The sequence below is a fragment of the Yersinia thracica genome (assembly GCF_902170565.1).
Lineage (GTDB): Bacteria > Pseudomonadota > Gammaproteobacteria > Enterobacterales > Enterobacteriaceae > Yersinia > Yersinia thracica.
This window is the reverse complement of sequence record NZ_CABHXX010000070.1, coordinates 21,286-43,938: the sequence shown is the minus strand read 5'-3', so window position 1 is coordinate 43,938 and position 22,653 is coordinate 21,286. Positions and strand designations below refer to the sequence as shown.

Below are 22,653 nucleotides of genomic sequence, written 5' to 3'. Positions count from 1 at the left end.
GTATTTCTCTCGTTAAAGGATTGAATAGATATGAAAATCTTCCTTATCACACTGGCGGCGCTTTTACTGCCCGGTACGCAGGCTATTGCCGCAACGCAGGAGGCAGTGACCGTCAGCCCTGCGGGCTCACAACCCACGACGTTGGGTGCTCCTGAGTACTTTACCGGCACGGCCAAGGTTGACTCACGGTTTAAAGGCTCTGCCCCGGCCCGAATTTCTGGGGGAACCGTCTCATTTGAAGCCGGAGCACGAACAGCCTGGCACACGCATCCCCTTGGACAGACACTCATCATCTCTTCCGGCACGGGTTGGGTACAGGAATGGGAAAGATCGGCCCAGCCAATCAAAACCGGCGATGTGGTCTGGATCCCGCCGGGTGTCAAACACTGGCATGGCGCATCCGCAACAGAGCCGATGGTGCATATTGCTGTTTCAGAATCACAGGACGGTAACACTGTGACGTGGATGGAAAAAGTCACGGACGACCAGTACCCACAATAATAAAATGCGGCTCTTGCAGTAATTTATCTGCTATCACATAAGGAAAATACATTGAAAACCTTACTGAGAACACTCACCGCCTGTATGTTGGTGGGCGGATTAGTTTCTCAATCTGCCTTTGCTGCACCAACAAAATCCTTGGTTATTCAGTCGCAGGGAAGTTTTGCCGCAGGTGGGGCTGTCGTTACGACACCAGGGCAGTTTGATGCGAAAAAACCGCTGGATCCGACAGGCCAGACCTATCATAGCGATCACGCCTCTGTGTTTTATCAGATCCCAGAGAACCCACACAAATATCCCATTGTGATGCTGCACGGTGCTGGACAGTCCGCCCGGACATGGGAAAGCACACCGGACGGCCGCGAGGGTTTTCAGAACATCTTCCTGCGCCGTGGCTTCTCAACCTATCTGGTCGATCAGCCACGTCGGGGGAACGCCGGTCGCAGTATGGTGGAAGGAACCGTCAAACCGGTTGCCGATGAGCAACTATGGTTTAATCAGTTCCGTCTGGGTGTCTGGCCCGATTTCTTCGAGGGCGTACAGTTCTCCCACGATAAAGAGACATTAAACCAGTACTACCGTCAGATGACCCCCAACACCGGCCCCTTTGATATCAATGTGATTGCGGATGCCATGTCAGCCGTCGTGGATAAATCCGGCCCGGCCATTCTGTTTACCCACTCTCAGGGGGGTGGCCCCGGCTGGTTTACCGCGATGAAGAATGCCAACGTAAAAGGGATAGTCGCGTTTGAACCTGGCAGCAGCTTTGTCTTTCCACAAGGCGAAGTCCCGCCGCCAACCAAGAACGCCTTTGATACCGTAAAAGGGGAATCGGTGCCCCTGGATCAGTTTATGGCACTGACTAAAATTCCTGTGCTGATTATCTACGGCGACAATATCCCGGATAAACCGACGGCCTTGCCTGCACAAGATAGCTGGCGCGCCCGGTTGGCTGTTGCGCGTCAATGGCGGGATGTAGTGAATAAACATGGCGGAGACGTGGCGGTTATCCATCTGCCGGAAATCGGCATTAAAGGAAATACTCATTTCCCCTTCTCTGATTTGAATAACGTTGAAATCGCCGATCTGGTCTCAAAATTCCTGAAAGATAAAAATCTTCAGTGATAAATAAATCGTGGAGTCGTTGGTGACTCCACTATTGCTTATAGCGGAGCGCATTCAACAGCAACGTAAACGCAGGGGAAGTAGGCTGCCGATTAGGATAGTAAAGGTGGTAACCCGCAATAAACGGACACCAATCTTGCAGAACGGTGATTAACCGTCCGGCTGCAATATGCTCGCTAACAATATCCTCGGGTATGTAGGCAAGACCGATACCGCACAGTGCGGCATTGAGCCGTAAGGCAATAATATTAAAAACTAACTGCCCATCCACCCGAACTTTAATGTCCCTTCCCGTCAGCCTGCTATGAACCTTGATTGGCTGCCAGACCCCGATTAGCGCGCAAAGTAAAATGAATTAACAATAAATATGTCTTGGTGTAACATTCGTTATGATTGATAATACTTATCATATTGATATTGGTTATCATTACCATGATGGTTATATGGATAAACAGTTGAACAAAACCCCCATAAGGAACGACGAGCCTACGACCATACATTCTGCGGGCAGTAAGCCGCTGTCTATCACCAGCGAGCAACTGCTGGGAGAACACGGTGTCGCTTTTATTATCCATCAGGGTGAATGTTATCAGCTACGTCAAACCAAGGCTGGAAAACTGATTCTGACCAAATAACATACCGACAGACCTAAGCGCCTCGGTGTTGTGACGCCGAAAGCTAAAGATATTAATGCAAGCCACCCAGATTTTCTAATCAAGGCAGCCAGCAAGCTATCTATTTGTTTTTGCATATTATATTGCATAGAGAATATGGAGAATTGCCGACATGCCTCGTTTTACTTCTGACCGTTTCCATTGGTCCCCTCTCAGTTTGGCAGTCGCTTGCGCCCTGCCTTTTGCTGCTCAAGCTGCTGATCCTACATCCACTCAAACCAACAGCAAAAGACATGCCATCGACCCCATGGTCGTCACCGCGACCGGTAACGAGCGCAGCAGCTTTGAAGCGCCGATGATGGTGACGGTGATTGAAGCCAACACGCCAACCAGTGAAACCGCCACCTCCGCCGCAGACATGCTGCGCAATATTCCGGGGCTGACCGTCACGGGGAGCGGGCGCGTTAACGGGCAAGACGTCACACTGCGTGGCTACGGCAAACAAGGCGTCCTCACCTTAGTTGATGGCATTCGTCAAGGGACTGATACTGGCCACCTGAATTCCACTTTCCTCGATCCGGCGCTGGTCAAACGGGTTGAAGTGGTGCGTGGCCCATCCGCCTTGCTGTATGGCAGTGGCGCACTGGGCGGGGTAATTTCTTATGAAACTGTCGATGCCGCCGACCTCTTGCAGCCGGGCCAAAATACCGGTTATCGGGTTTACAGCTCTGCCGCCACGGGCGATCACAGCTTCGGGCTGGGTGCCAGCGCCTTTGGCCGCACCGATGATGTCGATGGCATTCTCTCCTTTGGTACTCGCGATATCGGCAACATTCGTCAGAGTGATGGTTTTAATGCTCCGAATGATGAAACCATTAGTAATGTGCTGGCAAAAGGCACTTGGCGCATTGACCAGATTCAGTCATTGAGTACCAATCTGCGCTATTACAACAACAATGCAATAGAGCCAAAAAACCCGCAAACCAGCGCGGCGTCCAGCGCTAACGTCATGACAAATCGCTCGACAATTCAAAGAGATGCGCAGCTTAAATACAACATTAAGCCCCTTAATCAAGAATGGCTGAATGCCACGGCGCAGGTTTACTACTCCGAAGTAGAAATCAATGCACGGCCACAGGGCACGCCAGAAGAGGGGCGCAAGCAAACCACCGAAGGTGGCAAGCTGGAAAACCGCACCCGCCTGTTCACTGATAGTTTCGCCTCACACTTGCTGACTTACGGCACCGAAGCTTACAAACAAGAGCAAACGCCGGGTGGCGCGACTGAAAGCTTCCCACAAGCCGATATTCGCTTTGGCTCCGGCTGGCTGCAAGATGAAATCACCCTGCGTGACCTGCCAGTGTCCATTTTGGCCGGTACCCGCTATGACAACTATCGCGGTAGCAGTGAAGGCTACGCCGACGTCGATGCCGATAAATGGTCATCACGCGGCGCGCTCACCGTGACACCGACTGACTGGCTGATGCTGTTCGGTTCCTATGCTCAGGCTTTCCGCGCTCCGACCATGGGTGAGATGTACAACGATTCGAAACACTTTTCCATTCCTATCGGCGGCGGAAGATACATCACCAACTTCTGGGTACCGAATCCTAATCTGAAACCAGAAACCAACGAAACTCAGGAATACGGTTTTGGTCTGCGCTTTAGCGACTTGTTGATGGCCGAAGATGATCTGCAATTCAAGGCCAGTTACTTCGACACCAACGCGAAAGACTATATCGACACCAAGGTAAACATGGTCTCAATGACCACCACGTCGGCAAATATCGACAGAGCAAAAATCTGGGGCTGGGATGCCACTATGAGCTACAAAACCGCCCTGTTTAACTGGGATCTGGCCTATAACCGCACTCGCGGTAAAAACCAGGATACCAATAAATGGCTCGAATCCATTAACCCGGATACGGTCACCAGCACGCTGGATGTCCCCGTGGCTAACAGTGGTTTTGCCGTGGGCTGGATTGCTACCTTTGCCGACCGATCTCAGCCGCTGAGCACCGGAAAACGCCAGCCCGGCTATGGCCTAAATGACTTCTATGTCAGCTATAAAGGTCAGGAACAGCTGAAAGGCGTGACCACCACGGTGGTGCTGGGTAACGCATTCGATAAAGAGTATTACGCACCACAAGGTGTGCCGCAGGATGGCCGTAACGCGAAGTTCTTCGTGAGCTATCAGTGGTAAGGGTTATGGACTGAAAAAGTTAGTCTGAAATAACACTTCCGGTAATTCAATTAGCGAATTACCGGATTATCATTCCTACTTATCACCTGCATATAAAAAATCAATAGAATGAGGAAATCATTATGAGCAACTCAATATATGAGCAATATCTACAGGCTAAAGCCGATAATCCAGGCAAATATGCGCGCGATCTCGCCACTCTGATGAATATTTCAGAAGCAGAACTGACCCACAGTCGTGTCGGCCATGATGCCAAACGGCTGAAAGCGGATGCTCGCACGCTGCTGGCTGCATTAGAGGCGGTCGGTGAAGTCAAAGCTATCACCCGCAATACCTATGCCGTGCATGAACAAATGGGCCGTTACGAAAACCAACATCTGAATGGTCACGCCGGTTTGATCCTCAATCCGCGTGATTTAGATTTGCGTCTGTTCCTCAATCAATGGGCCAGTGCATTCACACTGACAGAAGAAACTCGTCATGGTGTGCGCCACAGTATTCAGTTCTTTGACCATCAAGGCGATGCTCTGCATAAAGTGTATGTCACTGAACAGACTGACATTCCTGCTTGGGAAGCGCTACTGGCAAAGTTTATCACCACAGAAAACCCAGAGTTGCAGCTAGAGCCATTGAGCACACCTGAAGTCACTGAACCCACGGCCACTGATGAGACTGTCGATGCCGAATGGCGCGCGATGACTGACGTGCATCAGTTCTTCCAACTGCTCAAGCGCAATAACCTGACCCGCCAACAAGCATTCCGCGCCGTGGGTGATGACTTGGCTTATCAGGTTGATAACAGCTCACTGACCCAGCTTTTGAATATTGCTCAACAAGAACAAAACGAAATTATGATTTTCGTGGGTAATCGTGGTTGTGTACAAATTTTCACCGGCATGATTGAGAAGGTCACACCGCATCAAAATTGGATTAATGTTTTCAACAAGCGCTTCACACTGCATCTGATCGAAGACGCCATTGCTGAAAGCTGGATTACCCGCAAACCAACAAAAGACGGTTTTGTCACCAGTTTGGAACTGTTTGCTGCAGATGGCACCCAACTTGCACAGCTTTACGGCCAGCGCACTGAAGGGCAGCCAGAGCAAACCCAATGGCGTGAGCAGATTTCCCGCCTAAATCATAAGGATATTGCCGCATGAGACTAAGGTTACTGTCACTCCCTTTCATTCTGTCACTGAGCGCCTGTTTTCTGTCGTTAAAATCTTTCGCCGCAGAACGTATCGTCACCATTGGCGGCGATGTCACAGAAATCGCCTACGCACTGGGTGCGGGTGGCGAGATAGTGGCCCGTGACAGTACCAGTCTACAGCCTCAGGCAGTGCAAAAGCTGCCTGATGTCGGCTACATGCGCATGCTTAATGCCGAGGGGATTTTGGCGATGAAGCCGACCATGTTGCTGGTCAGCGAATTAGCGCAGCCCTCGCTGGCACTGAAGCAGGTCGCGGAGAGTGGCGTTAACGTCGTTACCATCCCCGGCCAGATTACGCCGGAAAGTGTCGCGGCAAAGATTAGCGCAGTTGCCACGGCGCTTCATCAGCCGGAGCAAGGGCAGAAACTGATTAAAGACTATCAGCAACGTTTGGCCGCCGTGAATAATACGCCGCTGCCAGTCAAAGTCCTGTTTGTTATGAGCCATGGCGGCTTAACGCCCATGGCAGCAGGCCAAAATACCGCAGCGGATGCGATGATCCGAGCCGCCGGTGGTAACAATGCTATGCAAGGTTTCAGCCGCTATCGCCCACTGTCACAAGAGGGCGTTATCGCCAGTGCTCCAGATTTATTGCTGGTCACCAGTGACGGTGTAAGGGCGTTGGGTGGCAATGAAAACATCTGGAAACTGCCCGGTATCGCCTTGACACCTGCGGGCAAAAATAAGCGCCTGTTAGTTGTCGATGATATGGCATTACTGGGCTTTGGACTGGAAACCCCACAAGTGCTGGCGAAACTGCGTGAAGAGATGGAAAAAGCGCAATGAATTGCCGTATCCACCCGCGCCTGATGTTGAGCATCTTGTTGATGATTCTGATCATCTTAGCGCTCGGCTCGGCCAATATGGGGGCATTGACACTCTCATTTCGCACTCTGTGGCACGCCTCGCTAGATGACGCCATGTGGCATATCTGGCTGAACATCCGTCTACCCCGTGTACTGTTGGCGGTGGTGGTCGGCTGCGCATTGGCGGTTTCTGGCGCTATCATGCAAGGGTTATTCCGCAATCCACTGGCCGACCCCGGTCTATTGGGTATCAGCAGCGGCGCGGCCCTATGTGTCGGGTTGATTATTGTGATGCCATTCAGCCTGCCGCCACTGTTAGCACTTTACAGTCATATGGTCGGCGCATTTATTGGCAGTCTGGCCATTTCTGCCATTATTTTTACTCTCAGCCGCTGGGGGCATGGCAACTTATCGCGTTTGCTACTGGCCGGTATCGCGATCAACGCGCTGTGCGGTGCGGCGGTCGGGGTGCTGACTTATATCAGTGATGACCAGCAATTACGCCAATTTTCCCTGTGGAGCATGGGCAGTTTGGGTCAGGCGCAGTGGTCGACATTGATGGTGGCCACATCATTGATTCTGCCCGCCTGTGTGCTGGGTTTATTGCAGGCGCGTCAGTTGAACTTGTTGCAGCTAGGGGATGAAGAAGCGCACTACCTCGGTGTCAATGTGCGACAAGCCAAACTGCGCCTGTTGTTACTCAGTGCCATTTTGATTGGTGCCGCCGTTGCCGTCAGTGGGGTTATTGGCTTTATCGGGTTGGTGGTGCCGCATCTTATTCGCATGCGCATCGGGGCAGATCACCGCTGGTTACTCCCCGGAGCCGCACTGGGTGGGGCTTGTCTGTTACTCACCGCCGATACACTGGCCCGTACTTTGGTCGCACCAGCTGAAATGCCGGTCGGGTTGATAACCAGCCTACTGGGTGGCCCTTATTTTCTGTGGCTGATTTTACGTCAGCGGGAGCAACGCAGTGCTTGATACGGCATTAGTGCCTAATACGGCGCTATTAGAAGCAAATCAGCTTTCCTACCATGTTCAGGGGAAAAAGCTGATTAATAATGTTTCGCTACAGATTGCCAGCGGCGAAATGGTGGCGATTATCGGGCCAAACGGTGCAGGGAAATCTACCCTTCTGCGCTTATTAACCGGCTACCTCGCGCCATCTGAGGGCCAGTGCCAATTGCTGGGGAAAAACCTCAATAGCTGGCAGCCCCAAGCATTGGCCCGCGCCCGAGCAGTAATGCGCCAATACAGTGATTTGGCCTTTCCATTCAGTGTCAGTGAAGTCATTCAAATGGGCCGCGCACCTTATGCCGCCGCACACAATCGCCAGGCGCTGCAAGAAGTGATGGCACAAACAGACTGTCTGGCACTGGCGCAGCGGGATTACCGCGCACTGTCCGGTGGCGAACAACAGCGGGTACAACTCGCTCGTGTATTGGCGCAATTGTGGCAACCGGAGCCAGCCCCGCGTTGGCTATTCCTCGACGAACCGACCTCCGCATTAGATCTGTATCATCAACAACATACCCTGCGCCTATTGCGCCAACTCACTCACCAAGAACCTTTGGCGGTGTGCTGTGTGCTGCATGATTTGAATCTGGCAGCACTGTATGCCGATCGTATTTTATTGTTAGCCCAGGGCGAGCTTGTTGCCTGTGGCACACCAGAGGAAGTGCTTAATGCCGAAACACTGACCCGCTGGTATCAAGCCGATTTGGGGATTTCACGCCATCCGGAAAGCGCCCTGCCACAGATCTATTTGCGTCAGTAATCTCAAGCCAAAGTCAAATGAAAGGGAATTGTGCCGTTGAGGCCGTAGTGCCGTAAGTCGCCGAAGTGCCCCCTGGTGCGGTAAACCCTTCACTCACTGAGCTATCAGCGACTTTGTCATGAGCCTAAGGCTGGTTTTGCTTTTCAGCTACCTTAGGCTCATCTTCCGCCAATAATTCATAAATCGCCTTTCCGACTTTTTGCACTGCACGTTCAATTTCTACCGTCATCGGTTTGCTGTAACTCAGCCGCAAGCAATTGCGGTATTTCCCCGAGGCTGAACTGATAAATCCGACAGCAACCTGCACACCTTGCGGTAATAAACAGCGATTAAGCCGCAAGCTATCAAACCCATGCGGCAATTCAACCCACAACATAAAGCTGCCTTGCGGTCGGCTCAAACAAGTATTCGGCGGAAAATATTTCATCACCCAACTGGTCATAATGTCGCGATTACGTTGATATTGGCGGCGCATCCGGCGCAAATGCTGCATGTAATGACCTTGCTTGATAAATTCAGCCATTGCCAACTGCGGTAATGTGGCCACCCGCCCGGCCGAAATATATTTCATGTGCAGCGCTTTATCTAAATAGCGGCCCGGAGCAATCCAGCCAATACGCAAACCCGGCGCCACTGTTTTTGAGAAGGAGCTGCACAGCAATACTCGCCCGTCATCATCAAATGAAGCAATCGTCGGTGGCCGTGGGTATTGATAAGCGAGTGCGCCATACACATCATCTTCAATAATCGCGACGTCATAGCGCTGGGCCAGTGTCAGTAATGCTTTTTTGCGCTCATCGGGCATATTGTAGCCCAGTGGATTATTGCAAGTCGGGGTGAGCTGAATAGCCTTAATCGGCCATTGATCCAACGCCATTTCCAGGGCCTCCAGACTGATCCCGATCACCGGATCTGTTGGAATTTCAATCACTTTCATGCCCATCCCTTTCAGGGTTTGCATGGCACCATGAAAACTGGGGGAATCCACTGCCACAATGTCACCGGGCTGGCAAACCGCACCTAATGCAATCGCCAGCGCGCCGTGGCACCCGGAAGTAATAATAATATTTTCAGCCGATTGATGATTGCCGCTGTCCAGCATCACACGTGCAATTTGCTCACGTAGAATCTGAGTGCCATAAATATTATCGTAATCCAGCACTTCTTCACTCTGATGGAGGCTAACACGGCTCAATAAGCGGCTGAGGATTTTAAGCCCAGGGCCAGAAAGATCTGGCGAGCCAGCCCCCAGATGGATAATGCTCTCTGGATCGCCAGTGGTTAGAAACGCCAACATATTTCCCCACTGCGATATCTCGACTGGCCGCTGTGCATGAGTGCATGTTGCTGGTAAGGAGGGGAGATTTGAACTGCAACGCACGAAATAACCCGACTTCGCCCGCGCCTCAATCAGCAGACACTCTTCCAGTTGCCGATACGCCTGTTGTACGGTGCTGATACTCACCCCATGCTCGTCACTCAAGATTCTGACCGAGGGGAGCCGCTCACCGGCGACATAAAGCCCTTCTTTAATCCGTTGGCTCAGAATATCGGCCAGTTGTTGGTAACGAGTCATGGGTTTCACCTGATGAATAAGTTAGAAGCAGTACAGATGGCACGAAATCACACCATTCAGTTGATATATCGCATATCTGTATGGAAATAATAGTCCTTATTTGCATCTGTAATGTTTTGCGCCAAAGTTTCATGCTAGTGGCTCACCTACTGACGGGGAGTCGATAATGAATAATATAATTGAAGATCAAATAGATGAATGCTGCTCGTCAACTGCACGAGCCACCCAAAATCGCCCTAATATTTTTATTCGGTTATGGCTGAAAGCATACAGATACATCCATCAATGGAATGAACAGCGCAAAGCTGCCAATATCATGGCGAGATTGAATTCCGATCAATTAAAAGATATTGGCCTGAGCCGAGAGGATATCAAGCGAGATTACAGCCGCCCGTTTTGGCGCTGAGAAAATATAATGTCATTATTAGCCCGCAGAAATTGCGGGCTTTATGATGAATATATTGAACCAGTTAGAAGTCGTAACCCACTGTCGCTTGCACTGAGCGCTCTGCGCCCCAGTAGCAATAGGAAGTGTTATAACAGGCGGCGACGTATTTTTTGTCTGCAATATTATTCACATTCAATTGAACAAACGCGCCTTTCAATGATGTTGCCCATGTCCCTAAATCCGCACGAACCGAGGCGTCACCCAGCGTATAAGAAGGGACGCGCAAGGTATTGGCATCATCAGCCCACTGCTTACCAATGTAACGGATACCCGCCCCCACATTGATGCCATAACCCGCTTCATACTGCGCCCACAGTGATGCCATATTAGACGGCGCTAATACTGGCGTATTGCCATCATTACCATCAATTGCATCTTTGAATTTCACACGGTTATAGGTATAGCCCGCAATCACACTCAGTCGATCATTAATCCGGCTTCTGGCTTCCAGCTCCAACCCCTGTGAATTCACCTTACCGGCTGGCACATAATAAGTGGCCGGTACTGCGCGGTTTGCCACATCATTTTGGGTCAGATCATATAAAGCGGCGGAATAGAGTGAAGAGCTGCCCGGCGGCTGATATTTAATCCCCACTTCATACTGCTCGCTGGTCATCGGTTTCAACAGTTTTTGCTGTGCATCTGGGAATAAACTTGGCGTGACCGCCTGGCTGTAACTAACATACGGCGAAATACCACTATCAAAACCATACAATAATGAAGCGCGTCCACTGGCGCGATTATCCGTGCGCTCATCGGTACTGTTGGCCGTCTTATCAATATTTTCTGTTTTCATCCGGTCATAACGGCCAGATAAGTTCAAATGCCAGTTATCCAACGTCATTTCATCTTGCAGATAAACCCCACTCTGCTCATAGCGGCGATTTAAATAGGATGAATTAATGCCGGGGGTAGTCAATAAGTCATCGCGATACAAGGTACTGCCGCCAGAAACCCCGGTGTAAGGGTTCAATGTGGTGGCATAAGCGCTGTCACTGCGCAGATTATTGCGGAACTTCTGGAAATCCAGCCCCAGCATCACCTTGTGTTCCACTGCCGCAGTGGCAAAATCCGCTGCCAGTTGGTTATCTACCGCAAATGCATTGAGTGAAGACTCTTCACCGGAGTAATAGCGGTTCATCACGCTAGGGTCAACTTTACTCCATCCCCCTTGATAAACCTGCTCTAGTTGAGAATTGGAATGGGTATAGCTGGCGTTTTGGTGAAAAGACCAAACATTATCAAATTTGTGTGAAAATTCAGTGCTATAGATTTGCTGCCAGCGCTTAAATACGTTGTGGTTGCTTTCACCATCAAAGAAACCACGGCTGAGTTTCTGCCCATAAATGCTGCCATCTGCCGGCACCGCACTGTGATAGCCACCGGAAGGGTCTTTTTGCAAATTGGCGCGCAGTAACAATGAGGTATTTTCATCTGGCTGCCACAATAATGACGGCGCGATCGCATAGCGCTCTTCGCGCTGATGGTCATACATGGTGTCACTGTTGCGGGTGATCCCGGTCAGGCGAAACGCCCAATGCTCGGATATTGCATCGGTATAATCAAATGCCGCGACTTGCGTATTGTTATTACCGCCCGTCAGGCGGAAATGACCTTCCGAGGTAAACTGCGGGCGCTTAGAGGTCATCATCACCACGCCGCCGGGAATACTCTGCCCATATAATGCAGAAGAAGGGCCTTTGATAACATCAACACGTTCAAGGAACCACGGGTCAATCTGCAACACGTTAAAACTGCCGCCATCACTGAGTAAACGCAGGCCATCGAGGAAGGTATTGTTTACATCGCCGCCATGGAAACCCCGCAAGGCAATGGTGTCATAGCGGGTTGCGCCGCCGGAAAAACCGGTGAATACACCTGGGGTATAATTCAGCGCCTGGTTCAGCGTGGCGACATTTTGATCATCCATTTGTTGGCGGGTAACCACAGATACCGTTTGTGCGGTGAGAATTAACGGCTGATCGGTTTTAGTTGCCCCCTTGGTGGTTTTTGCGGTGTAACCCAAGGTGGGTAAATCGGCTTCGTGGCCTGCTTTCGCCGTCACTTCTATCGTATCGTCAGCAATAACGGCTAATGGAATAAAAATAGCCAATGAACATAAAGTAGCAGAGCGCTTTATTATAAAAGCCGAAAACATAGTTATCTTCCCCAGATAAAATAGATGGTTATTTATCAGCTTCCATTGCTATTTTCACCTGGCGACCCCCTTGCCTCGGCGCTACATATCGTGAATCCATAAATGCAGCGCACAATTTATTAAATGAGAGTGTTAATTACAATGATAATTATTATCTTTAATAATTGGTTTAGGTGAGTAATTTCGGAGTAAGATTATTCCGTTACTCGCAAGCTGTGCCACAATGACTGTCAAGCAAGCTTATCTACACTCATGAGTTGGTTAATTGTGGCACTCACTTTCGGGCTGACCGGTTTTATGAAAAAGAATGGGTACTTTGTTTTACATCGATATAACCCCCTACTCTGTCTGTTGTTCACACTTTTTTGCGCGTCATTTATTATCGCAATTTCAACGACTATCGCGATTTCAACTCCGGCCTTTGCGGCGACAACATCAGACACAACAACGGAAGGCAGTGAGGAACCGGTAAAACCGGCGGTATCGGTTCAATTAATTAGCTTGCAAAAACAGTTAGATAAACTCAAACAGAGTGTATCAGTCAGTACATCAGACAATCAGTTAAGTACGCTGAATGAAACAGCATTGACACTGGTTCAGGATGTCGACATTCTGCTGGCCGATTTGAAACCCAAGCGGGAACAGCTGCAAACACAGTTGGATGTTTTAGGCCCACCACCAGCCGCAGGAACATTGGCTGAAACCCCGATAGTTGCTCAACAACGCCGCGCGCTAAACACCCGAAAAGTCCAATTAGAGGGCCAGAATGATCAAGCTCAGGCCATCAAAGCTAATGCGGAGAACCTGGCAGCACAGATTATTGCTTTACGGCGAACGGCGCTGAAATCACAAATTGCCTTAAATTCCGGCAGCATCTTAGGGGCGAAATTCTGGGCGCCCATCGTCAATCCCAATGCCGACGATGACCAGCGGTTGCAAGGTTTTGTGCAAGAACTGGCGGATGCCTGGCATGCCGCTTGGGAGCCGGAATGGCGCACGGGTACGGCAATGTACCTGTTGTTGACCCTATTGATCGGCGCATTTGGCTTTAAGCTCCTCGACAAACTGACTGCCTGGTTTTGTGCCAAATGCTTGCCTCAAGGCCCACTACGCCGCAGTTTTATGGCCTCAGCCACCACTTTTTACACGGTGCTGATTACCGTCACGATAGCGCAATGCATCACCCAGGTATTCACCCGCACGCCGGATGTCTCACCGCTGGTAATGAATTTTGCACTGGCGTTTGTTCAGCTGATGTTTTTCTCCGCGTTGGTCGCAGGTCTTGGCCGCGCATTTTTATCCAATCAGCGCCCCTCATGGCGGCTACCCGCCATTGCCGATGAAGTCGCCGCGTCTCTCAAGCTATTTCCTCCGCTATTAGCCAGTTGCATCATGATTTTTGGTGCTATTGATCAGATGAATAATATGATCAATATCAGCGTATCAGGGACCATTTTTGGCAATGGCATCTCGGCCCTGTTGATGGCGCTGACTGCCGCGATTATCCCATTACGCGCCAACCGAATACGCCGCCAGTTGATAGTCAATGGCGAAAAACCTGAAGCTTATTCCACTCTGGCCGGATTAATTCACCTGGCCATCGGCATTACTGCAGTAGCCATATTATTGTCATTGTTAGTGGGATATATCGCGCTGGCGAAATTTTTAAGTTACAAACTGGTATGGGTTTGCCTGGTACTGGCCTGTTTATATTTACTGACCCATCTTTGTGTCGATTTAGCAGAAAGTCTCTTTTCCCCCACCAGCAGTGCCGGCAAAGCAATTAAACAGTCGCTCAATATTGACGATCGCCATTTGGCGCAAGCGGCAACATTATTATCAGCGACCAGCAAAGTGACTCTGATATTACTGGCTATTATCGCGCTATTAAATGGCACTTTTGGCTCGACAACCCCGGTTTCATTGCTGCAAAAGGCCATGGAACTCTTGGGTGGCGAGGGGCTGGAAAAACTCAATATTGTGCCAACCAATTTGCTTAATGCGGTTATTTGTCTGCTGGTTGGATTATATGTGCTCAAAGCAGCACGGCGTTGGCTAAGTCATGATTTCCTGCCGAAAACCCAAATGGATTCCGGGATAAAAACCTCGGCAATCACCCTGTTCAGTAATATTGGTTATGTGCTGGTAATACTGCTGACCTTATCGGTGCTCGGTATTCAGTGGAATAAATTAGCCTGGATCGTCAGTGCATTATCTGTGGGTATTGGTTTTGGCTTGCAGGAGATTGTGAAGAACTTTATTTCCGGCATTATTCTGCTCACCGAACGGCCAGTCAAAGTGGGGGATTTAATCAGTATTAGTGGGGTTGAGGGGGATATTCGCCGCATCAATGTTCGCGCCACAGAAATCCAACTCAGTGACCGCTCGACGGTTATCGTGCCCAACTCTCAATTAATATCGCAGAATGTCCGTAATGCCACTATGGCTAATGCGCAAGGGGTGGTGACCATTGCCATGACATTCCCGCTGGATTTAGATGTTGAACTGGCGCAAGCGCTGTTGATAGAAGCGTATGAAGAACACGAAGCCATACTCGATACTCCGGCCCCATCAGTGAAATTTAGCCAGTTAAGCCCGGATGGCATTGTGCTCAGTGTCACCGGTTTAGTCCCCAGCCCACGCATGGTCAGTAACACCAAAAGTGAGTTGTTATTCAGCATATTAAAACGGCTGCGGGCCGCTGGGGTATCACTGGCGGTAGCCGTGCCGACCAAAAGCATGCCTATAGCGAATTAACCGGATAATTAATAGAGAGTGGGCCATAAGCAATATCAATACGATAAAACTTATGGCCCTTCATGACTTATTTCGCCGGGCTGAGACTAAATACTTTCGGATTGCGCCCTAACCATTGAGCAGCTAAAGCATTGACCTGCTCAAGAGTGACTGCTTTCACCTGCTGCTCTTCTTGAGCCAACAAAGCAAAATTGCCATCATCGCTAGCCACCTGCGCCAGCGCATCAGTCCAATAACTGGCACTGTTACGGCTGCTATCTTGTTCAATCCACCAGGCTTTTTTCGCCTTATCCAACTCTGATTTCGTGACGCCCTCAGCCGCTATTTGCTGTAAAACCTTTTGCGCCATTTGCGCCATTTCCTGCGCACGTTCTGGGGCTGAGGTAAAGTTAAGCCGCGCCAGATAATAAGGCTGTGGCAGTTTTGCCAACAGCTGCGAGAAGCCCAAAGTATAGATACCACTGGCTTGCTCGCGCATGTCATAACGCAACCGCAATGTGACGATTTTATCTAATAATTGCAGCGCCAGCTGATTCGGCTGCGACCAATTGGCATCCGCCGAGAACTGCATACTGACCATGGTTTTCGGGCTACTGGCTAGCGGGTAATCCTGGCTCATCGCCTGATTCAGTGGTTTTATCGCCAAATCGCGCCAGTGCAAACGCTGTTCGCTACGCGGTAAACCGCCCAGCCATGTTTCCACCAGCGGTTGTAAGCGCTTTTCGTCCAGCGCTCCACTGAGGGTCACCGTCATATCTTGTGTAGCAGAAAAAAGCTGGCGGTGGCGCTGTTCAAGACCCGCCACAGTGAACTTACGCCACGGCCCAGTGGCCGTCACTAACAATCTTTCACCATGTTGATAACCGGCTTGCGTAATGCTGTCGAGGAAGCGGCGCTCCACCGGCTGTTTTTCCAATCCCAGCGCAAATGACTGTTTTTGTTGCGCCAATTTCTCCGCCGAAAACTGCGGCGCGGTGATTTTCAAATACAACAATTGCAGCAATGGCTCGAGTTTGTCTGCCGGAGCCGAGCCGCGCAAACCGTGGAACAGCATTTCGTCATAAGGGGCGATGGCCACTTCGGTTTGTTTACCTAGTTGGGCCAACTGTCGTGGGTTGTATTGGCCGTAACCGCTAACTTGTGGCAACCGCATCGCCCAATTAACTTCACCGACCCTATTATCATCTTCCAATGAGCGCCCTCCGGGAATACGCAGCGAGAGTTGCACATCATCTTTTAGGCGGTTATTGGCTTTAACAATCACCCGAACACCATTGCTCAGTGTCCAGAGTTGGGTATCAGGGAGAGGTAAAGTCTGGCGCTGCACAATCTTGCCGGCAGTCGGTGGGGTAACGGTCATGGTGACCGGCTTCGGTTTCAGGGTAAATGGCCCCGGCGTGCTTTGGCGGATACTGTTCCACATTGCCGCCAATTGCGGGTTATCCACCAGAGATTTATCACTGTCCGGGCCAATCAGTGCCAGTCGAGCAGAGCCTTCCTGTAGCAATTCAGCCACTTGCGCTTGAACATGCTCAGGGCCGATGGCCTCAAGCCAGGTTTTAGTCATTGAAAATTGCTGCTGTTTATTCAGCATCGGCAGATCAAATTCAATGGCGGTGGTGAGATTATCAGCCAGATAATCATGCTGATAGCGGCTTTCACCCGCGGCCTGTTGGCTCAATTTAGTGAGGATTTGCAGACGAGCCGCATTCAGTTCCGCGTCACTGACCGGCGCAGTAGCCATCCGTTGTAACTCGGTAAATAACTGGCGCAGTGTCCCGTTATAGTCACTGCCTTCCGGGCGGGCAATCATCAAATGTTGAATCCGGCGGTTGTCCAGCAGGGCACCTTGTTGATTGATACTCGCCACCGATAACAGGCCATTGTCCACCAACAATGATAGCCGCTGATTAAAAATGGTCAGCCACAAGGTATCAAGCAAGTCGCGCCATTGCCCATTCGCACTGTCTAAAGGTGCCGCCAGGTCGCGCTGTAGCGCCAGTTGAATAATGCGCGTCCCTTGTTCAGCATCAAATACCGTGCTGAGCATTAACCCAGGTTGCGGGGCAAATTTTGTCCAGTTAGCCTCATCCTGCGACGGATGCTGAGGGGCGGGCATAGTAAATAACCCGTTGATCTGCTGGCGTAAATCACCGACATTAAACTTACCGACCACCACCAATGCCATGCGCTGTGGTTGATACCATTGCTGATAATAATTAACTGCCTCACTGACTGGAGCCTGCCGCACCACATCCAGCAACCCAATAGGATCGCGCTCTGCATAGCGGCTGCCGTGATAACGTAAGCGCTCCAAAGCTTGATTGATGCGGAACCCCACACCTTGACGCAAACGCCATTCTTCCACAATCACTTGCCGCTCTTTATCAAAGGCGGCGGGCTCAAAACTGATGCCCTGCGCCCAATCTGATAAAATTCGCAGCCCCAAAGTCAGCTGTTTAGCATCGGCATTCGGCAGTGACAATTTGTAGGTGGTGGCATTCAGACTGGTCACCGCGTTAACATGGCTGCCCAGTGTAATCCCCTGTTTCTCCAGCGATTTAAAGCTGCTGGTGCCGGGAAAATTACGGGTGCCTTTGAATGCCATATGCTCGACAAAATGCGCCAGCCCGCGCTGTTGCTCACTCTCTTGTACTGACCCGCTGTTCACCAGCAGGCGAAGTTCTACACCGGGCTGATCACGCGGCAGCAGGTAAATCTGCATGCCATTGTCCAGCGTAAAATGCTGGAGGTCAGCGCGCACCGGCAGTTTTTGCTCCTCGGCAGAAACCGGCAAAACACTCCCCAAAAACAAGCAAACGAGTAATGTTCGCACTAGTCGGTTAAGCATGGCGTAGCAACTCCTTGAATAGCATCGGATAAATCATCGAGGTGATATTGATGGTCAGCAATCTCAGCCAGGAATGTTTGGTGGCTGACCAGCAACACTGCACTCTGTGGTAATTGCTGTCTGAGCAACTGTAATAAGTGGCGAGCACTGGCGGCATCCAGCGCGGCAGTGGTTTCATCCAGTAAAATCAAGCGCGGTTTGTTCAGTAATAGGCGAGCAAACATCAGCCGCTGCTGTTCACCACCCGATAAACGCTGCTGCCAATCAGTTGACAGTGCTAACTGATAATTCAGTTGCGGTAGCCCAACTTGCACCAAAACCTGCTGGAATTGTGCTTCGCTAAAATCACCGCGCTGTGCCGGATAAGCCAGTAAATCGTCCAGCCGCTCGTGGGGCAGATAAAGGCGCTGAGGCAGCCAGCTCACACTGTCACTGCGCTGAACGCGGCCCTGATAATGGGGCCAGTGGCCGCTCAAGGTGCGCAATAAAGTGGATTTGCCGATCCCCGACCGCCCTTGGATCAGCGTCAAGCTGCCCACCGTGGCATTGAGGGTGATGTTGCTCAGTAGCATCGCGCCATCAGCGGTATAGAGATCCAACGCGGCTCGCAGTGGCAAGTCGTCGTCCGGTGCGCTTTCAACCGGGCTAGTTGGCTCGGCATCCAGCAGCACGACAAAGTTATACAGACGGGTGACCGTGGCCTGCCAGGCGGCAATCTCGCGATAAGAGAAAATAAACCAGCCCAGCGCCCCGGCAACTTGGGCAAAGGATTGGCGAATTTGCATCAGTCCACCGAGCAATAATTCACCGGCCAAAAATTTCGGCAGCGCAAAGAAAATCGGGGCCAGCGCACTGAGTTGTTGATAGCCCACGGTGAAGAATGAGAGGTTTTTTTCATAGCGGATAAGCTGATACCAGTTATCGGCCACTGCGCGGAAACGTTGCAATAATGCCCCGCGCTCATGATGCTCACCGCGCTGCCCGGCAATGGCGTCACTGGCTTCGCGCCGGGCAATCAATCCGCTGCGGTAATCAGCCTCACGCCGCTGGCGATCCATATTCAACTGGCGCAGCGGATACCCAATCCAATGGGTCAGGCCAATACCAATCAAAGTGTAAACAATACACACCCAGAACATATAACCGGGCAGAGTGAAACTGTGCTGCGCCAGTGAGAAGCTAATGCTGCCGGAGAGTTGCCACAAAATGGCGGCGAACGAAATCAGGGTGAGCAGCGAATGCAGGAAAGTAATGAGCAACCGCAAGCTGGACTCAATCAGTAGCCGGACATCTTCGGCAATACGCTGGTCGGGGTTATCCGGCACCATGGCATTAATTTTTAACGCATAATGCTGGCCTTTATGCGACAGCCAGCGCGCCAGAATATGTTCGGTCATGCCGATACGCCAGCGCATAATTAATCGCTGCTTGAGGTAATCGGCAAAAACCACCACCAAAATTAACGCGCTGACCAACAGGATAAAATGTTGCAATAACTGGTACAGCGCCTGGCTGTTGAGTTGCTGTAACGCGTTGTAAAAACTGCCATTCCATTGGTTAAGCTGCACATTAAACCAAACAGAAGAAAGGCTGAGCGCCAAAACCACCAGCAGCAACAGCCAGGCCAACAGTGCTGAGCGGATGCCCCAGAAAGGTCTGGCGAGGTAATAGAATTGTCTCAGTGTTTTCATAACCTATTCTTTTTCATAAATAAAATATTTTTATAAGTTGCTTTTATTAATAAACGGCAAGCAAAGGTTCTGAAGATTCAGAACAAAAAGTATCGGGCCGCCGCCGCAACCCGATGATTTTCAATAAAAGTGTGATTACAGGTCGTAGCTCACTTGCAGCCAGAATTGGCGGCCCGGCTCATAAGAGTGCAGCACGCGATCGCCATACACGAAGGTGTCGGACACATTGCGTTTGTTGAGCAAGTTATTCACCTCAACCGAGATCCCGGCACCATAAGCAAATGCGGGCTGCCAGGTCACTTTGGTATCCCAGCGAAAGTTGCTGGCAAAGTGCGTTTTCTCATATTTCAGCATTTGAGTGCCGGTGTTGGTGTCGGTGTAATACTCATTCTGATAGCGCACCGCTTGATTGCGCGCACTGCGCCATTGCCACAGGTTATAGAAGGTAAGGTCGTATTCTTGCCACTGGCTGGTGAGTTCCAGATTGAGTCGCCACGGCGAGTTGAAGTTGGTTGATGGCAAATCAGCAGCATTAATCACTTTGCCGTCGTACCACACTTTGTCTGAATCCAGTTTGGTGTTCGGGTCAAAGAAGGCATAGCCCTGATCTTTCGGGGTATTACTTTTACTTTGCTGCCAAGTCAGTGAGCTGGTAAAGGCATGGGTGGTTGAAGCCAATTCCCAAGGTTTGCTGTTGCTGACAGAGAGTGAAACTGTGTCGTTACTGCTACGGCCGCCATTATCAAAAGTACGAATACGGGCTTGGTTCGCATCACTTGGATTACGGTATTTGGTGCGGCTGCGCACTTCGTCATAACCTTCACGATGCACATACTGTAAGCGCCATGTGCTCTGCATCACTTGCTGCTGGAGAGCAAAACTCAGCTCGTCGTTATACGGCGTCTTTAAGCTGTCGATGCCTTCAAAGTCTTTTACCCCGTCCCACTCATTCTCGGACGGGTCCAGTGAGCAAAAGTAATAGCAATGTTCCATGCCCGCGTTTTGCGCTTCATACAAGGCGTAAGTCAGCATCGAGCGGCCATAATAGCGGTTGGCACCGGCAATCAGCACAGTATCGCCGCTACCAAATACATCCAGGCTGCTGCTCAGGCGCGGGGCGATATTGGTTTTCTGCACAAAGTCATCGCGGTCCAAACGCGCACCAGGGCGCACAGTCAGGCGGCCATATTGCATGCTGTCATCCAAAAACAGCGCATAATTGGTGTAACCGGCTTCATAGTTACCGGCGCGGAAACGGGTGATATAACTGGCTTCGGTCAGGTCAGCGATATCATCGGCCGCTGCGCTGAATTTGTAGCGGTAATAGTCGCGATCCCGAATATAGCGAGCGGTAGTTTTGTTGAGTTCAAAACCAAGGTTAGGTGCATGTTGCAGGCCCAAGGCATTGAATTCATTAAAGCGCAGCACCCCTTTGGCGCTGGCGCTGTTCTGACGGGTGGTTAAATCCCCTTGCCCGCCATTGTTATAAAACTGTGGGTTGCGCCAGTCAGTGTAATAGTCTTCCAGAGTGAAGAAGTCTTTCATGTCATTGGTGCGTTCATCTTTTAACTGCTGATAACCGGCGGTAAAATCCAGGTTAGCAATATCAAAACGGTGCTCCAATTGGAGTGTGGTGCTCAGCCCATTGTGGTCATTGTCATAGCCGGAATTAATGACACTGCTGGAGAACAGCGTGCTGGTGTATGCCGAGTAATTCGCCGAGAGATGGGCGCTGGTGCGCTCGTTAGCATCCCAGGAAAGCTTGGTAAAATAGTTATCAGACACCCGCTTTTGACTGCGATAACCGGGCGTGACTGACACCACTTCCAGCTCATTATTCGGCCCCAATTGCAGGCCGCTGCCGCCGGTGGTGTAGGTCGGAATATCAGAAAGGCGCTGCGAGGCAGAAAATACCATGCCCATATTGTCGGTGATACCAGCTTCAAACCAGCCACCATAACTTTGTTTGTTATACTTCGGCTGATAGCGCGCTGGGCGGCTGGTGTCGTTTTTTGAGCTGTCGAAATCCATATTCGGATCGGTGAAAACCTTGTTCCATGCGGAGCGGGTTTCACGATAGAAAACATGGGCGCTGTCTTCACCGCGCCAGCGGCGGCTGGTGACATCCAATGTGCCACCGGTAAAACCGCCGAATTCCACTGGGATATTATTGTCAAACACCGTCACACTGTCGATCAGGCGGCTGTCGAGGTACATGCCCTGGTCGCCACTATCAACGCGAGTAATAGTTTCGCCGTTGCCATCACTGGCCGGGTCGATATTATTATTAAAACTGACACCGTCCAGATTGTAGGCATTTTGGTAGCTCGACGAACCATGGATAGAAATAGCGCCGGGCTTGATTTCGCCCTGCGTCATGCTGGTGTTGCCGCTATTGGAGAATTGTACCGCCGGATTGGTGCGCAGTAATTCGGTGATGTTGCCGTTGCCGGTCGGGCGTTGGCGAATCTCTTCGGAAGTGACCACCTGCGGGGCCGACATCAAGTTATCCACCGCGACACGCCCACCGGCCTCCCCCATGACGGAGGTGGTCGGTAACACCATGCTGCCCGCGGAAGCGCCTGCCGCCAGCATCGGGCGGATGACATAGCCCTTACCGCTAGAAACCAGCTCTAATCCGCTGCCTGCCAGCAATTGTTGCAATGCCGCGGGCGCGCTGTAGTGGCCACTGAGGGCTGGCGCACGCAAATTACGCACATCGGATTCATCGAAAATAACGTGCAGTTGGCCCTGTTGCGCCACCTGCGTGATAGCATTAGCCAACGGCTGCGAAGCCAGATTGAACTGTGCATCCGCAGCGATAACCCCCTGCGCAGTGAATAGCGTTGCCAGCGCCAAAGCAGAGAGAACCGGCATCCCAGAAACTTTCTTTTTATTGTTTATCATCACGCTATTTCTTCCCTAAGAAATGTCAA

16 protein-coding genes are annotated in these 22,653 nt (G+C 50.9%); 10 read left to right on the top strand and 6 right to left on the bottom strand.

Annotated elements, in window-relative coordinates:
- Positions 1-30: 30 nt before the first annotated feature.
- Positions 31-501, top strand: coding sequence for a (R)-mandelonitrile lyase (locus tag FTA91_RS08850; protein WP_050114989.1), 471 nt, complete (start codon positions 31-33; stop codon positions 499-501).
- 51 nt (positions 502-552) lie between these two features.
- Positions 553-1,626: an alpha/beta hydrolase gene (locus tag FTA91_RS08845; protein WP_145583204.1), complete on the top strand. Its 1,074-nt coding sequence runs from the start codon at positions 553-555 to the stop codon at positions 1,624-1,626.
- Between the two features lie 31 nt (positions 1,627-1,657).
- On the opposite strand, the gene FTA91_RS08840 is transcribed toward FTA91_RS08845, so the two are convergent.
- The gene (locus tag FTA91_RS08840; protein WP_227507666.1) at positions 1,658-1,909 is read right to left on the bottom strand and encodes a LysR substrate-binding domain-containing protein; all 252 of its coding nucleotides are present in this window, start codon (positions 1,907-1,909) and stop codon (positions 1,658-1,660) included.
- A gap of 160 nt (positions 1,910-2,069) precedes the next feature.
- Here FTA91_RS08840 and hemP point away from each other — a divergent pair, with 160 nt between their 5' ends.
- The 6 genes from hemP to FTA91_RS08810 all read left to right on the top strand — a co-directional run bounded on the left by hemP (position 2,070) and on the right by FTA91_RS08810 (position 8,236).
- Positions 2,070-2,261: a hemin uptake protein HemP gene (gene hemP / locus FTA91_RS08835; protein WP_174634826.1), complete on the top strand. Its 192-nt coding sequence runs from the start codon at positions 2,070-2,072 to the stop codon at positions 2,259-2,261.
- A gap of 151 nt (positions 2,262-2,412) precedes the next feature.
- On the top strand, positions 2,413-4,443 hold the full coding sequence (locus FTA91_RS08830; RefSeq protein ID WP_145534366.1) for a TonB-dependent hemoglobin/transferrin/lactoferrin family receptor: 2,031 nt from the start codon (positions 2,413-2,415) through the stop codon (positions 4,441-4,443).
- A gap of 122 nt (positions 4,444-4,565) precedes the next feature.
- Positions 4,566-5,603, top strand: coding sequence for a hemin-degrading factor (locus FTA91_RS08825; RefSeq protein WP_145583202.1), 1,038 nt, complete (start codon positions 4,566-4,568; stop codon positions 5,601-5,603).
- Positions 5,600-6,439 (top strand): heme/hemin ABC transporter substrate-binding protein, encoded by an 840-nt coding sequence (locus FTA91_RS08820; protein ID WP_145534360.1) that lies wholly within the window; start codon positions 5,600-5,602, stop codon positions 6,437-6,439. Before FTA91_RS08825 ends, FTA91_RS08820 begins: the two co-directional genes overlap by 4 nt.
- Entirely contained in the window at positions 6,436-7,440 is a 1,005-nt protein-coding gene (locus FTA91_RS08815) for a FecCD family ABC transporter permease (RefSeq protein ID WP_050114976.1), read from the top strand. Before FTA91_RS08820 ends, FTA91_RS08815 begins: the two co-directional genes overlap by 4 nt.
- A gap of 10 nt (positions 7,441-7,450) precedes the next feature.
- Complete coding sequence (locus FTA91_RS08810; protein ID WP_408065634.1) at positions 7,451-8,236, top strand: heme ABC transporter ATP-binding protein; 786 nt, start codon at positions 7,451-7,453, stop codon at positions 8,234-8,236.
- Positions 8,237-8,360: 124 nt separating this feature from the next.
- Here the strand turns inward: FTA91_RS08810 and FTA91_RS08805 are convergent, their stop codons facing one another.
- A complete protein-coding gene (locus tag FTA91_RS08805; protein WP_145534357.1) occupies positions 8,361-9,812 on the bottom strand; it encodes an aminotransferase-like domain-containing protein in 1,452 nt (483 codons plus the stop codon).
- 166 nt (positions 9,813-9,978) lie between these two features.
- Between FTA91_RS08805 and FTA91_RS08800 the strand changes: the two genes are divergently transcribed.
- On the top strand, positions 9,979-10,218 hold the full coding sequence (locus FTA91_RS08800; RefSeq protein WP_050114969.1) for a DUF1127 domain-containing protein: 240 nt from the start codon (positions 9,979-9,981) through the stop codon (positions 10,216-10,218).
- Positions 10,219-10,282: 64 nt separating this feature from the next.
- On the opposite strand, the gene FTA91_RS08795 is transcribed toward FTA91_RS08800, so the two are convergent.
- Positions 10,283-12,418 carry a TonB-dependent siderophore receptor gene (locus FTA91_RS08795; protein WP_050114967.1) on the bottom strand — a complete coding sequence of 712 codons (2,136 nt, stop codon included), beginning with the start codon at positions 12,416-12,418 and terminating at the stop codon, positions 10,283-10,285.
- Between the two features lie 267 nt (positions 12,419-12,685).
- Here FTA91_RS08795 and FTA91_RS08790 point away from each other — a divergent pair, with 267 nt between their 5' ends.
- Positions 12,686-15,175, top strand: a complete 2,490-nt coding sequence (locus tag FTA91_RS08790; protein WP_186377355.1) for a DUF3772 domain-containing protein — start codon at positions 12,686-12,688, stop codon at positions 15,173-15,175.
- A gap of 67 nt (positions 15,176-15,242) precedes the next feature.
- Here FTA91_RS08790 and FTA91_RS08785 read toward each other — a convergent pair whose 3' ends face one another.
- The 3 genes from FTA91_RS08785 to FTA91_RS08775 all read right to left on the bottom strand — a co-directional run bounded on the left by FTA91_RS08785 (position 15,243) and on the right by FTA91_RS08775 (position 22,624).
- Complete coding sequence (locus tag FTA91_RS08785) at positions 15,243-18,026, bottom strand: M16 family metallopeptidase (RefSeq protein ID WP_145535576.1); 2,784 nt, start codon at positions 18,024-18,026, stop codon at positions 15,243-15,245.
- On the bottom strand, positions 18,011-19,717 hold the full coding sequence (locus FTA91_RS08780; protein WP_145535573.1) for an ABC transporter ATP-binding protein/permease: 1,707 nt from the start codon (positions 19,715-19,717) through the stop codon (positions 18,011-18,013). The genes FTA91_RS08785 and FTA91_RS08780 overlap by 16 nt, the downstream gene beginning before the upstream one ends.
- Positions 19,718-19,852: 135 nt before the next feature.
- Positions 19,853-22,624, bottom strand: a complete 2,772-nt coding sequence (locus FTA91_RS08775) for a TonB-dependent receptor (protein WP_174634824.1) — start codon at positions 22,622-22,624, stop codon at positions 19,853-19,855.
- Between the last annotated feature and the right edge of the window lie 29 nt (positions 22,625-22,653).

Coding starts and splice junctions, on each gene's coding strand:
- FTA91_RS08850 (WP_050114989.1), top strand. CDS start 31: ATGAAAATCTTCCTTATCACACTGGCGGCGCTTTTACTGCCCGGTACG.
- hemP (WP_174634826.1), top strand. CDS start 2,070: ATGGATAAACAGTTGAACAAAACCCCCATAAGGAACGACGAGCCTACG.
- FTA91_RS08830 (WP_145534366.1), top strand. CDS start 2,413: ATGCCTCGTTTTACTTCTGACCGTTTCCATTGGTCCCCTCTCAGTTTG.
- FTA91_RS08825 (WP_145583202.1), top strand. CDS start 4,566: ATGAGCAACTCAATATATGAGCAATATCTACAGGCTAAAGCCGATAAT.
- FTA91_RS08820 (WP_145534360.1), top strand. CDS start 5,600: ATGAGACTAAGGTTACTGTCACTCCCTTTCATTCTGTCACTGAGCGCC.
- FTA91_RS08815 (WP_050114976.1), top strand. CDS start 6,436: ATGAATTGCCGTATCCACCCGCGCCTGATGTTGAGCATCTTGTTGATG.
- FTA91_RS08805 (WP_145534357.1), bottom strand. CDS start 9,812: ATGACTCGTTACCAACAACTGGCCGATATTCTGAGCCAACGGATTAAA.
- FTA91_RS08800 (WP_050114969.1), top strand. CDS start 9,979: ATGAATAATATAATTGAAGATCAAATAGATGAATGCTGCTCGTCAACT.
- FTA91_RS08795 (WP_050114967.1), bottom strand. CDS start 12,418: ATGTTTTCGGCTTTTATAATAAAGCGCTCTGCTACTTTATGTTCATTG.
- FTA91_RS08785 (WP_145535576.1), bottom strand. CDS start 18,026: ATGCTTAACCGACTAGTGCGAACATTACTCGTTTGCTTGTTTTTGGGG.
- FTA91_RS08780 (WP_145535573.1), bottom strand. CDS start 19,717: ATGAAAACACTGAGACAATTCTATTACCTCGCCAGACCTTTCTGGGGC.
- FTA91_RS08775 (WP_174634824.1), bottom strand. CDS start 22,624: ATGATAAACAATAAAAAGAAAGTTTCTGGGATGCCGGTTCTCTCTGCT.